Here is a 13,530-nt window from a genome sequence, read left to right as displayed (position 1 = left end):
GCCGGCGTCAGTACCCGTAACTCGTCGTATACGCGCACTCGGTGTACACGTACCCCGACCGCAGTTTTGCCGTGTCCGAGGCCGGAGTCTTGGCTGTGGCGGTGTGGGACTTGTGGACGAAGTAGGTGGTGCCGACGGGGAGGCGGATGGTCTTCTGGGGGTAGTTCCTGCTGCTGTCGCTGCACGGTTTGAAGCCGATGGTGATGGTGCTGCCGAGCGAGTAGGTGGAGCATTTCCCGCAGGCCTTGAGGGTGAAGCTGCCGGTCACGGGTCCCGTGTAGAGGACCGTGATGTCGTCGGGGCTGTCGTTCTTGACCGTCACGGCGATGCTGCCGCCCGAGGCCGTACCCGGCAGCCGCTTGCCGGCCGCGGGCACCGTCTGGGCCACCTCGCCGGCGATGGCGATCTTCTGCGCGCGGGCCCGGTTCCTGTCGTGCGGGTTGTTCTTGGCGAAGTCGTTCATCGTGGTGACGGCCTCGCTGTAGTTCCGGTCCTTGTACTGGTCCACCCCGCAGGCGTACGTACCCGAACTCGCGCTCCGCGCCGCCCTGTCGGCGTCCTTGCCGAAGGCGTCGTCGAGCCCGGCCTCCTTGCCGTGCAGCCCCCGCACCTGCGTACTGAGGCTCTCCAACCGGTCGACCGCCGCACAGGGGTCGTCACCGCCCACCGACTTGACCGTCTTGTCGACCGCGCCCCGCACGGCGGATTCCACCTTGCCCGCCTGCTCGGACTTCGGGAACGTGGACAGGAGTTCGCCGAACGGCGTCGTCCAGTCGCCCGCTCCGGCACCGAGTGCCGTCGCCGCGCAGGTGTAGAGCGAGGTGGCCAGCCGGTCGTCGGGCCAGGTGGTCAGGTCGCCCAGCGCCTTCTTGGCCATCGTGCGCGGGACCGTACGGAGGTACGTCAACGGAGGTACGGCGGCGCAGTAGTCCTTCTGCTCGTAGGGGGCGGCGACCGTGGCGTAGTACGTCTTGAGGCGGTCGGGGACATGCTGGGCCGCGCGTGACCCCGGGTGGTCGTCGCTGAGCCCGTCGTAGACGGCGAGGGCGCGGCGGTAGTCGGCCTCCACCGTCCGGAACGGCTGCTTCCCGGACTGCTCGACCAGGTGGTCCGCCCGCTCCAGCCGGTCCAGCAGCATCTGTTCGGTGGCTTCGTCGCGAGCGTCGCCGTACAGGGCGACTCCTCCGGCCGGGACGGCCAGCAGCACGAGGCCGAGCACCGCAGCGATCAGGGCACTCGGCAGCAAGGCGAGCCGCGTCCGCAGGCCGACCGAGGCGCCGTGAGCGGCCGCGAGCAGCAGGAAGAGAACATAGATCACGACCGCCGCGCCCGGGATGCCGTCCGGGTCCGCGGGCAGGGCCACCAGGAGGAGGATGGCCGTCGCGACCCAGCACACGGCCATCAGAACCCAGCGCCGCAGGACGGCGTAACCGAGCCCGAGCCCCGAGAGGTTGAGCAGTGCCACCCCGACGGCCCGCCACGGGTCGGCCGGGGCGGGCGGCGGTGCCGTCGGCATCGGTGGAACGACGAAGTGGTCACCTGATCCGTGCTGATCCCAGGACATGACGTTCCCCCCGTCAATCACGCCCGATGTTCCAGGACTTGTCAGCGTACGGTCAGTCGGCGAGCGGCGACAGAGGGTGCGCCACCGCGTGCGCGTGTCGCCCGACACCATCCACCCCGGCCGCCCCGAGCGTTTCAACTGCCGTACGGTTCGGGCCCCTTCGTGCTGAACGGGCGCTGCGGTCGGACGTGTCCGGTCCGGTCCGGTCCGGTCGGGTCGGGTCGGGAGATCTACCCGTTGACGACACGCCTCTTGCTCGCGCAGGTAATACCCAACAAGCTTTACTGGTCCTTACCTTCCGCATCTGCTGCCCCGTGACGTGGAGTTCTGCCATGCCCCGCCTGATCCCGGACACCGGACCGCAGCGCGTTCTCGCGTCCTCGAACTTCGTCTACACCGTCGGCAGCGGCATGTATCTGACCGCCGGCGTCCTGTACTTCACGCAGGCCGTTCACCTTCCGGCCGGCCGGGTGGGACTCGGACTCGGCATCGCGGGGATCGTCGCGCTGGCCCTGGGTGTCACCGCCGGTCATCTCGCCGACCGGTACGGCGCGCGCGGTGTGTACATGGCCACCCTCCTGATCCAGGCCCTGACCACGGCCGCCTTCGTCCTGGCGGACAGCTTCTGGCCGTTCGTGCTCGCCGTCTGCGCGGCCACCGGTGCGAAGGCCGCGGGAACGGCCGCGCGGTCCCCGCTCATCAGGCACTACGGCGGCGACCGGCCGCAGCAGTTCCGGGCCTACCTCCGCGCCGTGACCAACGTCGGCGTCTCCCTCGGCGCCCTCGCCGCGGGATGGGTCGTGCAGGTCGGCACCCTCACCGCGTACCAGCTCATGGTCATCGGGAACGCCGTCGCCTTCCTGGTCGCGGCCGCACTCCTGTTCCTTCTCCCTCCGGTCGCGCCCGTCGCCGAGCCCGTCGGAGGGCCCCGCTGGAGCGCCCTCCGAGACCGTCCGTATCTCCTGCTCACCGCCGTGGACGGCGTCATGGCCATCCAGTTCAAGGTGCTCACCGTCGCCATCCCGCTCTGGCTGGTCGGCGCCACCGAGGCCCCCCGCTGGCTCATCTCGGGCACCATGCTCACCGGCACGGTCATGGTCGTGGCCCTCCAGGTGCGGGCCGGCCGCAGCGTCGACTCACCGACGGCGGGCGGCCACGCCTACCGCCGGGCCGGGGTGGCGTTCCTCGTCTCCTGCTCGATGGTCCCGCTGGCCGCAGGCGTACCGGCGTGGGCTGCCGCGACGCTGCTCATCGCCGCCGTGATCGTCCACACGCTCGGCGAACTGTGGCACTCCGCAGCCGGGTTCGAAGTCTCCTTCACCCTCGCTCCACCCCATGCCACCGGCCAGTACCTGGGGGTCTTCGGCCTGGGTGCGGGACTGGCCGAGGCCGTAGGTCCGGCTCTCCTCATCGCGCTCTGCGTCAGTTGGGGCCGCCCCGGCTGGTACGTCGTGGGGGCCCTGTTCGCGGTGGCGGGGCTGGCCGCGCCGTTCGCCGTCCGCTGGGCCCAGCGTCAGCGGAGCGCGCGACCGTCGTCCCTCACCCGTGCGCAGACGGCCCGCGCCGCCTGACGCCGTTCGTGTCCAAGTCGACGGCGGGCAGGACCGCTAGGGGCCGTGGGCTGCCCGGCCGGCCGTCCCGTATGCGGCCATGAACATGTCCAGCAGGCCGTCGACCGCGGCCTCGTCGATCGGTCGCGCAGAGAGCAGGCTGCGGTAGTACAGGGCACCGCACAGCACCTCGGCGGCGAACTCCAGGTCGACGTCCGGGGCGAGTTCGCCCGTGGCCTGCGCGTGGGTGATCCGGTCGAGGGTGCTGCGCTCCACGGTGGCCAGGAACCGTTCGTGGAGTGTCGCCCGCAGACCGGCGTCGGCCTGTGCCTCGGCGATGACCGCTCGGTACACCGGGCCGATCGGAGGCATGGAGAGGGCCTGTCCGGAGCGCAGGAACTGCTCCCGCAGATCCGCGCGGACGTCCCCCGTGTCGCGGTAGTCCAGGTCGCTCGTCCACACCCGGCTGAGCGCGTCGAGCAACAGCGCCGCCTTCGAGGGCCAGCGCCGGTAGATCGTGTGTTTCCCGACCCCGGCGCGTCGCCCGACCGCCTCGATGCTCAGGCCCGCGTAGCCGACCTCCGCCGCCAGGTCGAGGGTCGCCTTCAGCAGCTCCTCGGTGCGGACGGAACCCCGGCGCCGTGGTGTGGGAGGCGTGTCGGTCATGACGACACTCTATCGACACGTGGCGTGCCGTTGACAACGGCGGTCACGGCGAACAGTATTCAGTCTCGATCGGCACGGTGCGTGTCGTTGACCGGACGGTGGTGCGTCAGCAATGCGGACGCCCACGATCCCGCCTCGTCGAATTCTCAAGGGGATGATCTGCCATGAGCAGCACCGAAAGCGGTAAGCACGAGGGATTCACGGCCGAGGAGCGGGCCGCGATGAAGGATCACGCCCAGGAGCTGAAGAAGGCGGCGCGCCGCGGTTCGCGTGCGGACAAGGCCGCCGAGGCGCTGGGGGACGTGCTCGCGAAGATCGCCGAGATGTCGGACGCCGACCGGGCGATGGCCGAACGCGTCCACGCCGTCGTCACGAAGAGCGCGCCCGTCCTCGCGCCGAAGCTCTGGTACGGAATGCCCGCCTACGCCCTGGACGGCAAGGTCGTGTGCTTCTTCCAGAGTGCGGAGAAGTTCAAGGCCCGTTACGCGACGCTCGGGTTCAGCGACCAGGCGAAGCTGGACGACGGAACGATGTGGGCGTCCGCCTTCGCTCTCACCGAGGTGACGGACGCGGTGGAGAAGCGCATCGAGGCCCTCGTGAAGCAGGCGCTGGGCTGAGACCCCCCGGCGGTGCCCGAACCTGGCCCGGGCGCTGTTACCCACTTTCGGGTGGCGGCCGGGCGGGCACGGGGGAGGGGGTCGAACCGGCGGCGACCGGATGACGTGAGGTGTACGGGAGTTGACGCCCGGAGTGGGCTATTCATCCTTATTCAGTGCATAAATTGACGATGCAGCCTTCTGTAACCGATATGTGCGCAATTGGTAACAGCGCTCCCGTGTCGCCCGCCGTGCGGCGGGTGCGAGGAGGAAGTTGTGGGTCCTCGGCCAGTGGGCCGGGATTCGCACAGGCCGCACCCTTCAACCCCTCTCCAGGGGCGATGTCGTGGGGTGTGGCCGGCTCTCGCACCTCTAGGAGCGTTCATGTCTGTTTACACGTCCGTCCCGGTCCGTCGTCTGGTGGCCGCGGCTCTGGCCGCCGGCGCGCTGGTCGGCTCGGCCGCGGTGTCGGCCTCCGCCGCCCCGGGACCGCGTGCCGAGCGGTCGCCCGTCGCCATCAGCCGGGTGCAGAGCGACGCGCCCGGCGTCGACAGCCGCTCGAACCGTTCGCTGAACGGCGAGTGGGTGGAGGTCACCAACTCCACGTGGCGCGCCGTCAGCCTGAACGGCTGGACGCTCTCGGACCGGGACGGCAACCGCTACACGTTCCACCAGTACCGCCTGGCGGCCCGTTCCACCGTCCGCGTCCACACCGGAGTAGGTCACGACACCTCGAAGGACCTGTTCCAGGACCGCCGCCGCGAGGTGTGGGACAACCGCTCCGACGTCGCGACGCTGAAGACCGACCACGGCCGCTTCGTCGACAGCGTCTCGTGGGGCCAGCGCCACGACCGTGACCACGACGGGAACACCGGCCGCGGCCAGGACCACGGTCGTGACCACGACCGCGGACAGGGCCATGACCGTGACCACGACCGCAACACCGGCCGCGACCGTGACCACGACCGCAACACCGGCCGCGGGCAGGACCACGACCGCAACACCGGCCGCGGGCAGGACCACGGTCACGACCACGACCGTGACCGCGGCCGCGGGCACGACGGCCACTGAGCACCTCCTGGCAGCGAGGCCGCCCAAGGATGCCGTCCGGAACCGACCAGGGCTCTGCCAGGCCCTGCGTCCACCGGACCGGAACCCGGTCGACGGCCTCGCCTCGGAAGACCCGCACCCCCCGGTGCGGGTCTTCCCCGTTTCGGGCGTACGGGAGCGTCGGAGGGGTCCTGTGACGGCTCACGCCGAAATGTCCGTAACCCCGGGCAACACTGTTTCACCTGAGGGTCCTTGCTCTCTGGTGAGGGGTGAAGTCTCCGTGTAACGTCTCCGGCAGATGTCGTGGTTCGCAGTCCTCGCCCGCGCTTTGGTGCGGGCGTTTTGCTGTGCAGTGCCCGAGGACCAGGACGACCACCTCCGGGTCCGCGTGGTGCGGATCCGTCATTGAATTGAGAGGCATTGGCATGGCCAGCGGAACCGTGAAGTGGTTCAACGCCGAAAAGGGCTTCGGTTTCATCGCGCAGGACGGGGGCGGCCCCGACGTCTTCGCCCACTACTCCAACATCAACGCCACCGGCTTCCGTGAGCTCCAGGAAGGCCAGGCCGTGACGTTCGACATCACGCAGGGCCAGAAGGGCCCGCAGGCGGAGAACATCACCCCCGCCTGATCCCGGCACAACACCGGCACGGTGTCTCAAGGAGCGTTCACGCCCGAGACACCGTGCCCGGCCGGGGACCACGCACGTGACCAGGCACGAAAGGCCGGGGTACGGGATGGGCGGAGCCCCGTCGGGCGAGGAGCCCGGCCCGGTGCGCGGCTGTCTCGCGTGCGACCTGATGACGGGCGACGCCGTTCTGCCGGGTGGGGCCGTCCTGCGTACGGACGCATGGGTGGTCGAGCACTGCGTCGGCCCCTTCGGACTGGGAACCGTCGTCGTCAAGCCGGCGCGGCACGTCCTGCACGTCGCCGAGTTGACGGCGGGAGAGTCCGCCGAACTGGGCCCGCTGTTGCAGCGGGTCAGCGCCGCCGTCACCGCGGTCATGGACCCTGAGCAGGTGTACGTGTGCCTGTGGTCGCACGTCGGCGGGGTGCCGGGCCACATCCACTTCGTCGTCCAGCCGGTCACCCGCGCCGACATGGACCGCTTCGGCACCTTCGGGCCCGCGCTGCAACTGGCCATGGGCGAGGCAGGCCAGCTGCCCCCGGCTCCCGAAGTAGGGCGCGTCTGCGACCGGTTGAGGGAGCTCCTCGGGCCGGCCGACGGCGTCCGATCGTCCACGACGCAGGTCCGCGGCACGACCCGCCCGCCGGGCACCACACAGCCCTGAGGCGTTCACTCCCCGCGGCACGCGACGACCCGCACCACTCGACGGTCACGAGCGGCACGACGAGCACCCTCGGCGTAGAGTCGGCCGCCTGAGCGCTGCCGTGACACGCGCCGGAATGGAGCCGGGCAGCGGCGGCGATGGAAGGCCGATGGCATGACCGAACAGCCCTCGCCCGAAGACCCCGGACCCCCCGACCCCTGGCAGGAACTGGACGATCTGTACGCCGTCCGGCCGCCCTGGGAGATCGGACGTCCGCAGCCGGCCCTCCTCGATCTCGCCCGGTCGGGCGCCATCCGGGGACGGGTGCTGGACGTCGGCTGCGGAACGGGCGAGCACGCCCTCATGTGCGCCGGCCTCGGCCTCGACGTCACCGGCATCGACCTCGCCGCCACCGCGTTGAGGGCGGCCGAGGACAAGGCGCGCGGGCGCGGGGCCACCGTAAGGTTCCTGCATCACGACGCCCGGCGGCTCACCGATCTGGGAGAGCGGTTCGACACCGTGCTCGACTCCGGCCTGTTCCATCTCCTCGCCCCGGACGACCGCCCCGCCTTCACGAGCGGGCTGCGCGAGATCCTGCGCCGGGACGGCCGCTACTTCATGCTCTGCTTCAGCGACAGGGAACCGGAGTCGGGCCGCAGGGGACCGCACCGGCTGTCGCGGGACGACATCACGGAGACGTTCGAGGACGCCCTGCGGATCGACGCCATCGAGCCGGCGACCATCGAGATCACCCTGGACGAGGTGGGCATCCGCGCCTGGCGCGTGGCCATGACGAGGGTGTGAGCCGACGCGAACAGCGAACGGGCGCCCGCGGTGAACACCGCGGACGCCCGCCCGGCCGACGCGCCCGCACTCCCGCGTCCGACGGACCGGAGTACTTCGACACGCCCTCAGAGCACCCGACGCCTGCGGCCCAGCCAGGTCTGCGCGATCACGACGACGGCCAGGAACGCCCCGCTGACCACCTGTTGGTAGGCCGAGTCCAGGGAGCCGATCTGATTGATGACGTTCTGGATGACCTTCAGCAGGAGCACCCCGACCAGGGAGCCGCTGATGAAGCCGAACCCTCCGGTCAGCAGCGTCCCGCCGATGACGACCGCGGAGATCGCCTCCAGTTCCATGCCGGAGCCGAGGATCGTCACGCCCGACACCAGCCAGGCCGCGTTGAGCGCTCCGGCGAGCCCGGCGCACAGACCCGAGAGCACGTAGACGGAGATCTTCGTACGGGCCACGGGGGCGCCCATCAGCGCCGCCGCGTCCTCGTTCCCGCCGACGGCGTACACGTACTGTCCGAAACGGGTGCGCCGGAGCACCACAGCGCCGAGCACGAACAGCGCGAGCGTGATCCACACGGGAAGGCCGACGCCGAACAGCGTGCCCTGCCCCAGCTTCGCGAAGAACGACCCCTTGTCCACCAGATAGGTCTTGGACCCCTCGTCGGTGACCGAGAGCAGGATCCCGCGGGCGCCGAGCATGGACGCGAGCGTGACGATGAAGGGGGCCAGTCGCGAACGGGCGATCAGCAGCCCGTTGACCAGGCCGATCAGCCCGCACACCGCCAGCGGGAGCAGCAGCGCGACCACGGTCCCGTACTGCGATCCCCAGGCGGCCAGGACTCCGCCGAGCGCGAAGAGCGAGCCCACCGAGAGGTCGATGCCGCCGGTGACGATGACGAAGGTCATGCCCAGCGCGACCACGGCGAGGAACGCCGAGGACAACGCCATGTTCTCCAGGTTGTCCGACGTCAGGAAGGTGTCGAAGCTGAGGGTCGCGGCGATCATGGCCACGATCAGGGTGACCAGCGCGCCGTGCTGCTGGGCGAGGGCGCTGATCCGCTCGGAGCGGGTGGCGCCGAGCGGTTCCTCCTCGGCCGTGGTCCTGTCGCTCACCGGAGTGTCCACGTCGGTCGTCATCGCTTTCCTCGTTCCCGTGCCGCGTAGACGGCGAGGACGATCACCACGGCCTGGGCGATCTGGGTCCACGACGGCGGCAGATCGTGCTTGATGAGCGTCGTGGTGAGCAGCTGGATCAGGACGGCGCCGGCGACCGTGCCGCCGATCCGGACCCGGCCGCCGCTCAGCGGGGTGCCGCCGACGACGACCGCGGTGATCGCGGAGAGCTCCATCAGGTTGCCGAGCGACGTCGGGTCGCTCGCGGTCAGCCGCGCGGTGGCCAGCACGCCCGCGATCGCGGCGAGGACTCCCGAGCAGACGTACACGAGGATCAGGACACGCCGTACCGGCAGTCCGGCGAGCTTGGCCGCCGGGCGGCTGTCGCCGATCGCCAGGAGCTGACGGCCGAAGGTGGTGCGTCGCACGACGAACGCGACGAGCAGCGCCAGGGCCGCCGCGATCAGCACGAGATACGGGACGCCCAGCACATCGCCCGAGCCGAGATCCGCCATGGTCGGGTCGCGGACGTCCTTGAGCTGGGGGAGGAGCACCAGGGCGAGCCCTCGTCCGGCGACCATCAGGGCCAGCGTCGCGACGATGGGCTGCACGCCCACGAACGCGATGAGCGACCCGCTGGCAGCACCCACGACGACGCCGCCCACCAGGGCGATCAGGATGGCGAGCCAGGGTCCGTACCCGAGATAGAGGGAGAGCAGCGAGGTGGACAGGGCCATCACGGACCCGACGGCCAGGTCGACGCCCTCGCTGCCGATCGCCAGCGCCATGCCCAGTGCCACGATCATCACCGGGGCGACCTGGACCGCCTGGGTGCGGAAGTTCTCGGTGGACAGGAAGTGCGGGGTGAAGACGGTGTTCACCAGGAGCAGGACCACGACGCCCAGGTAGACGCCGTACTCCTGGAGCAGGCCCAGCAGCCGGTCGCGGTCCGCGGTCACCCGGCCGAGTGTCAGGTCAGTCATCGTGGCCTCCCGGGCCGGTGCCGACGGCGGTGGCGGCGGGCGCCGCGGCGATGGCGCGCATCAGCCGGTCCTCGGTGACGGCGTCGCCGGTCAGCTCCTCCACCACCGCTCCGTCCTTGAGGACGATCACCCGGTCGCTGCCCTCGATCAGTTCCTCCGGATCCGAGGAGATGAGCAGGACGCCGAGTCCGTCGTCGGCGAGTTCGTCGATCAGTTTCTGCACCTCCGCCTTGGCGCCCACGTCGATGCCCCGGGTCGGCTCGTCCAGCAGCAGGACCTTCGGCTGCATGGCCAGCCAGCGGGCCAGCAGCACCTTCTGCTGGTTGCCGCCGGACAGTTCGCCGACCTTCTGGTGCGGGCTCGCCGCCTTGATGCGCAGCCGCTTGATGAAGGTGTCGACGATCCGGTCGATACGGGCCTCGTCGACCAGGCCGAAGCGGGAGAGCCCGGGCAGGGCGGCGAGCGCGATGTTCTCGCGGACCGACAGGCCCGGCACGATGCCCTCGGCCTTGCGGTCCTCGGGCAGCAGGCTGATGCCCGCGCGGATGGCGGCGGGGGTCGAGCCGGTGCGGACCCGCACCCCCGCCACCACGACCTGACCGGAGTCGGTGGGCAGCGCCCCCGCGATGGCCTTGGCGGTCTCGCTGCGGCCGGAACCGAGCAGCCCGCCGAGGCCCACCACCTCTCCGGGGCGTACCGACACCGACACCTCGTCCAGTTGGTGGCGGACCGTCAGTTTGCTTGCACGGAGGATCGGTTCGGCCTCCGTGTCGTGGTGGCCGGCGAACTTGGTCAGTCCGGCCTCCCGCACGTCGGACATCTCCCGCCCCAGCATCAGGGCCACCAGCCGGAGCCGGTCGAGTTCGGCGATGGGACCCGTGTGCACGACGTTGCCGTCGCGCAGCACGGTGACCGCGTCACAGATCTCGTACAGCTCGTCGAGCCGGTGGCTGACGTAGATCACCGCGATGCCCCGCTCGCGCAGCATGCGGATCACGCCGAACAGGGTCCGTACCTCGCGTGGTTCGAGCGAGGAGGTGGGTTCGTCCATGACGACCACGCGGGCGTCGACGGAGACGGCGCGGGCCAGCGCCACCATCTGCTGGGCGCCGACGCCCAGTTCGCGCAGCGGGCGGCGCACGTCCACCCGCAGACCGAGGTCGCGGAGCGCGGTGTCCGCCTCCCGGTGCATGCGCCGGAAGTCGATCAGCCCCAGCCTGTTCCGGGGCTCACGGCCGAGGAAGAGGTTGCGCGCCACGGTCATCAGCGGGACGAGGTTGACCTCCTGGTAGATCGTGGAGATGCCCGCGTGCTGCGCCTGGAGCGGCGCGGCGAAGCGGACCGGGGCGCCGTCGTACGTCACCTCGCCCTCGTCCGGCTGGTAGACGCCGGTGAGGACCTTGATGAGCGTCGACTTGCCGGCGCCGTTCTCCCCGATGAGCGCGTGCACCTCCCCGGCGCGGGCCGTGAAGTCCACATGGGACAGGGCCTTCACGCCGGGGAAGGTCTTGGACAGGCCGGAGACCGACAACATGTCAGAAGGCCTTGCCCACGTCGGACTTGGCGTTGTCCTTGGTGTACGCGCTGTCCTGGATGACGATGTTCTGGGAGACCTTCTCGCCCTTGGTGAAGGTGTCCAGCGTCTGGAAGGCCAGCGGACCGAAGCGCGGGTTCGACTCGATGACCCCGTCGATCCAGCCGTCGACGATGCCCTGGACGGCGTTGCGCGTGCCGTCGATGGTCACGATCTTCACCTTGCCCGGCTGCTTGCCCGCCCCCTTGAGGGCGTTGACCGCTCCGAGGCCCATCTCGTCGTTCTCGGCGTAGATGCCGGTGATGCCGGGCTTGGACTGGATGAGGTTCTCGGTGACCGACTGGCCCTTCTCCCGGGCGAAGTCACCGGTCTGCTTGAAGACGATCTTCAGGCCGGGGGCCTTCTCCTTGAGGCGGTCCTCGAAGCCCTTGGTGCGCTCGGTCGTCACGTTGTTGCCCGCGGCGCCCAGCAGGATGGCGATCTCGCCCTTGCCGCCGGTCGACTCGATCATCTGGTCGGCGGCCCGCTTGCCCTGCTCCACGAAGTCGGAGCCGATGAAGCTCACGTAGTCCTTGCAGGCCGCCGCGTTGATCTTGCGGTCGATCGTGATGATCGGGATGTGCTTGGCGGACGCCGAGCGCAGCACCGGCTCCCAGCCGTCCGAGTTGAGCGGCGCGATGACCAGCAGGTCGGCGCCCTTGGCGATGAGGTCCTGGACGTCGCTGATCTGCTTGGAGAACTGCGACTGGGCGTTGGCCGTCAGGAGCTTCACGCCCTGCTTCTTGGCCTCGGCCTTGATGGACGCGGTCTCGGCGATCCGGAAGGGGTTGGCCTCCTTCTCGGACTGGGAGAAGCCGACGGTGGCCGACTTCAGGTCGATCTTCTTCGCGCCGTAGGCGTCGATGGCGCAGGTCGGCCCCGAACCCGTCGACGGAGAGGCGACGACCTGCCCCTGGTCGTCCTGGCTCGCGGAGCTCTTGTCCGTGTCGGCCTTGTCGTCCTCCGACTTCGCGCATCCGGAGACGAGCGCGAGGCTCGTGATGAGGCCGGTGGCGAGAAGGGTCCTGGCAGCGGTGCGATGGCGAGGTGTGAGTGGCTTCATGGAGTCCCCAAACGGCGCGGCCCCGGCGCTGATTGCGCTCCCGGGGATGATCGGCTCTTGCGGTCAACTCTGCGTACTTGGCGTTCCCGGGAGGTTTTTACATCGTTGGAAGAGGGCTGTAAAGCCCTCCTTCCGAAATCCCGTCAGCGTCGCCCCAGCGTGCTCTCACGTTCCACCAGCCGGAAATCCGCGGTCAGTTCACGTCCGCCGGGCTCCGTGCGACCCGACAGACTGCGCAGCAGGGAGGCCACCGCCATCCGCGCGATCGCCTGCTTGTCCGGCGAGATCGTCGTCAGCGTGACGGCGCCGAACCGCCCCTCCTCGATGTCGTCGAAACCGACCACCGCCACGTCCCACGGCACCCGTAGTCCGCGCTCGTGCAGCACCCGCATCGCACCGATCGCGACCAGGTCGTTGTACGCGAAGACCGCGTCCGGACGCACCCCGGAGTCCAGCAGATGGGCCATGCCCCGAGCGCCCTCGTCCCGGTCCCAGCCGCCGACCGGCACGACCAGGTCGTCCGGCGCCGGAATCCCCGCCTCCGTCAGCTCCTCGCGCCAGCCCGCGAGCCGCAGGTGGGCCGGCTGGTTGGCCGCGTCGGTGCGGGCGCCCAGATAGGCGATCCGCGAGCGCCCGCGGCTCAGCAGATGGCGTACCGCACTCCGCGCGGCGGCCACGTTGTCGATGGCGATGTGGTCGTAGGGCAGTTCGTACTCCCGCTCGCCGAGGAGGACGAGCGGCACGTCGTCGGTCCGCGACCGCAGGTCCTCCGCCTCCAGCTCCAGCGGGCTGAGGATCAGGCCGTCGATGACGTTGGCCCGGAAGCCCTGGCTGACCAGCACCTCCTGCTCGCGGTCGCCGCGTGTGTGGTCGAGGAGCACCGTGAACTCGTGCTCGGCGGCCGCGTCGATGACGGCTCCGGCCAGCTCCGCGAAGTACGGGTTGCCCAGCTCGGGAACGGCGAGGGCGATGATGCCCGTGCGGCCTTTGCGCAGGTGGCGGGCCGTGAGGTTCGGCCGGTAGCCCAGCGCGTCGATGGCCTCCTGGACCCGGGCCCGCATGGCCGGGGTGACGTGCGGATAGTTGTTCACGACGTTCGAAACCGTCTTGATCGAGACGCCGGCCCGCTCGGCGACGTCCTTCAGGCTGACCCGCAAGGGATCTCCTCTTCATCGATGTGCGCCGCAGCCACCTGGGTGTTTGTCATGACCCTGGACAGCGGCCGGGACCCGTGCTGTGATGCCAACTCCCGTTCCTTCCAACGTTGTACAGACTGAAGCAACGAGCCGCCACCCTTCCTCAGCCA

General features: G+C 70.1%; 13 protein-coding genes. 6 read left to right on the top strand and 7 right to left on the bottom strand.

Going from position 1 to position 13,530, the window contains the following annotated elements:
• Positions 1 to 7 precede the first annotated feature (7 nt).
• Positions 8 to 1,516 (bottom strand): hypothetical protein, encoded by a 1,509-nt coding sequence (locus ACIRQH_RS02450; protein WP_404223764.1) that lies wholly within the window; start codon positions 1,514 to 1,516, stop codon positions 8 to 10.
• A gap of 380 nt (positions 1,517 to 1,896) precedes the next feature.
• Between ACIRQH_RS02450 and ACIRQH_RS02445 the strand changes: the two genes are divergently transcribed.
• Complete coding sequence (locus ACIRQH_RS02445; RefSeq protein ID WP_404223762.1) at positions 1,897 to 3,135, top strand: MFS transporter; 1,239 nt, start codon at positions 1,897 to 1,899, stop codon at positions 3,133 to 3,135.
• 36 nt (positions 3,136 to 3,171) lie between these two features.
• On the opposite strand, the gene ACIRQH_RS02440 is transcribed toward ACIRQH_RS02445, so the two are convergent.
• A complete protein-coding gene (locus tag ACIRQH_RS02440) occupies positions 3,172 to 3,780 on the bottom strand; it encodes a TetR/AcrR family transcriptional regulator (RefSeq protein ID WP_358817463.1) in 609 nt (202 codons plus the stop codon).
• Positions 3,781 to 3,944: 164 nt separating this feature from the next.
• On the opposite strand from ACIRQH_RS02440, the gene ACIRQH_RS02435 reads away from it, so the two are divergent.
• The 5 genes from ACIRQH_RS02435 to ACIRQH_RS02415 all read left to right on the top strand — a co-directional run bounded on the left by ACIRQH_RS02435 (position 3,945) and on the right by ACIRQH_RS02415 (position 7,499).
• Positions 3,945 to 4,397 (top strand): iron chaperone, encoded by a 453-nt coding sequence (locus ACIRQH_RS02435; protein WP_404223758.1) that lies wholly within the window; start codon positions 3,945 to 3,947, stop codon positions 4,395 to 4,397.
• A 363-nt stretch (positions 4,398 to 4,760) separates the two neighbouring features.
• The gene (locus tag ACIRQH_RS02430; protein WP_388932101.1) at positions 4,761 to 5,447 is read left to right on the top strand and encodes a lamin tail domain-containing protein; all 687 of its coding nucleotides are present in this window, start codon (positions 4,761 to 4,763) and stop codon (positions 5,445 to 5,447) included.
• Between the two features lie 404 nt (positions 5,448 to 5,851).
• A complete protein-coding gene (locus tag ACIRQH_RS02425) occupies positions 5,852 to 6,055 on the top strand; it encodes a cold-shock protein (RefSeq protein ID WP_037622929.1) in 204 nt (67 codons plus the stop codon).
• Between the two features lie 76 nt (positions 6,056 to 6,131).
• Complete coding sequence (locus tag ACIRQH_RS02420; RefSeq protein ID WP_404223756.1) at positions 6,132 to 6,716, top strand: HIT family protein; 585 nt, start codon at positions 6,132 to 6,134, stop codon at positions 6,714 to 6,716.
• A 153-nt stretch (positions 6,717 to 6,869) separates the two neighbouring features.
• Positions 6,870 to 7,499, top strand: a complete 630-nt coding sequence (locus ACIRQH_RS02415; RefSeq protein WP_388865447.1) for a class I SAM-dependent methyltransferase — start codon at positions 6,870 to 6,872, stop codon at positions 7,497 to 7,499.
• Positions 7,500 to 7,606: 107 nt separating this feature from the next.
• Here the strand turns inward: ACIRQH_RS02415 and ACIRQH_RS02410 are convergent, their stop codons facing one another.
• The 5 genes from ACIRQH_RS02410 to ACIRQH_RS02390 form a co-directional block, all read right to left on the bottom strand.
• Positions 7,607 to 8,629, bottom strand: coding sequence for an ABC transporter permease (locus ACIRQH_RS02410; protein ID WP_404223754.1), 1,023 nt, complete (start codon positions 8,627 to 8,629; stop codon positions 7,607 to 7,609).
• Positions 8,626 to 9,588, bottom strand: a complete 963-nt coding sequence (locus ACIRQH_RS02405) for an ABC transporter permease (protein WP_388865451.1) — start codon at positions 9,586 to 9,588, stop codon at positions 8,626 to 8,628. Before ACIRQH_RS02405 ends, ACIRQH_RS02410 begins: the two co-directional genes overlap by 4 nt.
• Positions 9,581 to 11,122 carry a sugar ABC transporter ATP-binding protein gene (locus ACIRQH_RS02400; RefSeq protein WP_404223752.1) on the bottom strand — a complete coding sequence of 514 codons (1,542 nt, stop codon included), beginning with the start codon at positions 11,120 to 11,122 and terminating at the stop codon, positions 9,581 to 9,583. The genes ACIRQH_RS02405 and ACIRQH_RS02400 overlap by 8 nt, the downstream gene beginning before the upstream one ends.
• A 1-nt stretch (position 11,123) precedes the next feature.
• A complete protein-coding gene (locus ACIRQH_RS02395; RefSeq protein WP_358817455.1) occupies positions 11,124 to 12,224 on the bottom strand; it encodes an ABC transporter substrate-binding protein in 1,101 nt (366 codons plus the stop codon).
• Positions 12,225 to 12,367: 143 nt separating this feature from the next.
• Positions 12,368 to 13,381: a LacI family DNA-binding transcriptional regulator gene (locus tag ACIRQH_RS02390; RefSeq protein WP_358817454.1), complete on the bottom strand. Its 1,014-nt coding sequence runs from the start codon at positions 13,379 to 13,381 to the stop codon at positions 12,368 to 12,370.
• Positions 13,382 to 13,530: the final 149 nt, after the last annotated feature.

It is taken from the genome of Streptomyces sp. NPDC102279 (genome assembly GCF_044766365.1).
Taxonomy (GTDB): domain Bacteria; phylum Actinomycetota; class Actinomycetes; order Streptomycetales; family Streptomycetaceae; genus Streptomyces.
This window is presented reverse-complemented; position numbering and strand designations above follow the sequence as displayed.

Excerpts from the sequence above, each read along its gene's own strand:
- ACIRQH_RS02395 (WP_358817455.1), bottom strand. The coding sequence starts at position 12,224 with ATGAAGCCACTCACACCTCGCCATCGCACCGCTGCCAGGACCCTTCTC.
- ACIRQH_RS02425 (WP_037622929.1), top strand. The coding sequence starts at position 5,852 with ATGGCCAGCGGAACCGTGAAGTGGTTCAACGCCGAAAAGGGCTTCGGT.
- ACIRQH_RS02445 (WP_404223762.1), top strand. The coding sequence starts at position 1,897 with ATGCCCCGCCTGATCCCGGACACCGGACCGCAGCGCGTTCTCGCGTCC.
- ACIRQH_RS02400 (WP_404223752.1), bottom strand. The coding sequence starts at position 11,122 with ATGTTGTCGGTCTCCGGCCTGTCCAAGACCTTCCCCGGCGTGAAGGCC.
- ACIRQH_RS02430 (WP_388932101.1), top strand. The coding sequence starts at position 4,761 with ATGTCTGTTTACACGTCCGTCCCGGTCCGTCGTCTGGTGGCCGCGGCT.
- ACIRQH_RS02410 (WP_404223754.1), bottom strand. The coding sequence starts at position 8,629 with ATGACGACCGACGTGGACACTCCGGTGAGCGACAGGACCACGGCCGAG.
- ACIRQH_RS02450 (WP_404223764.1), bottom strand. The coding sequence starts at position 1,516 with ATGCCGACGGCACCGCCGCCCGCCCCGGCCGACCCGTGGCGGGCCGTC.
- ACIRQH_RS02440 (WP_358817463.1), bottom strand. The coding sequence starts at position 3,780 with ATGACCGACACGCCTCCCACACCACGGCGCCGGGGTTCCGTCCGCACC.
- ACIRQH_RS02435 (WP_404223758.1), top strand. The coding sequence starts at position 3,945 with ATGAGCAGCACCGAAAGCGGTAAGCACGAGGGATTCACGGCCGAGGAG.
- ACIRQH_RS02405 (WP_388865451.1), bottom strand. The coding sequence starts at position 9,588 with ATGACTGACCTGACACTCGGCCGGGTGACCGCGGACCGCGACCGGCTG.
- ACIRQH_RS02415 (WP_388865447.1), top strand. The coding sequence starts at position 6,870 with ATGACCGAACAGCCCTCGCCCGAAGACCCCGGACCCCCCGACCCCTGG.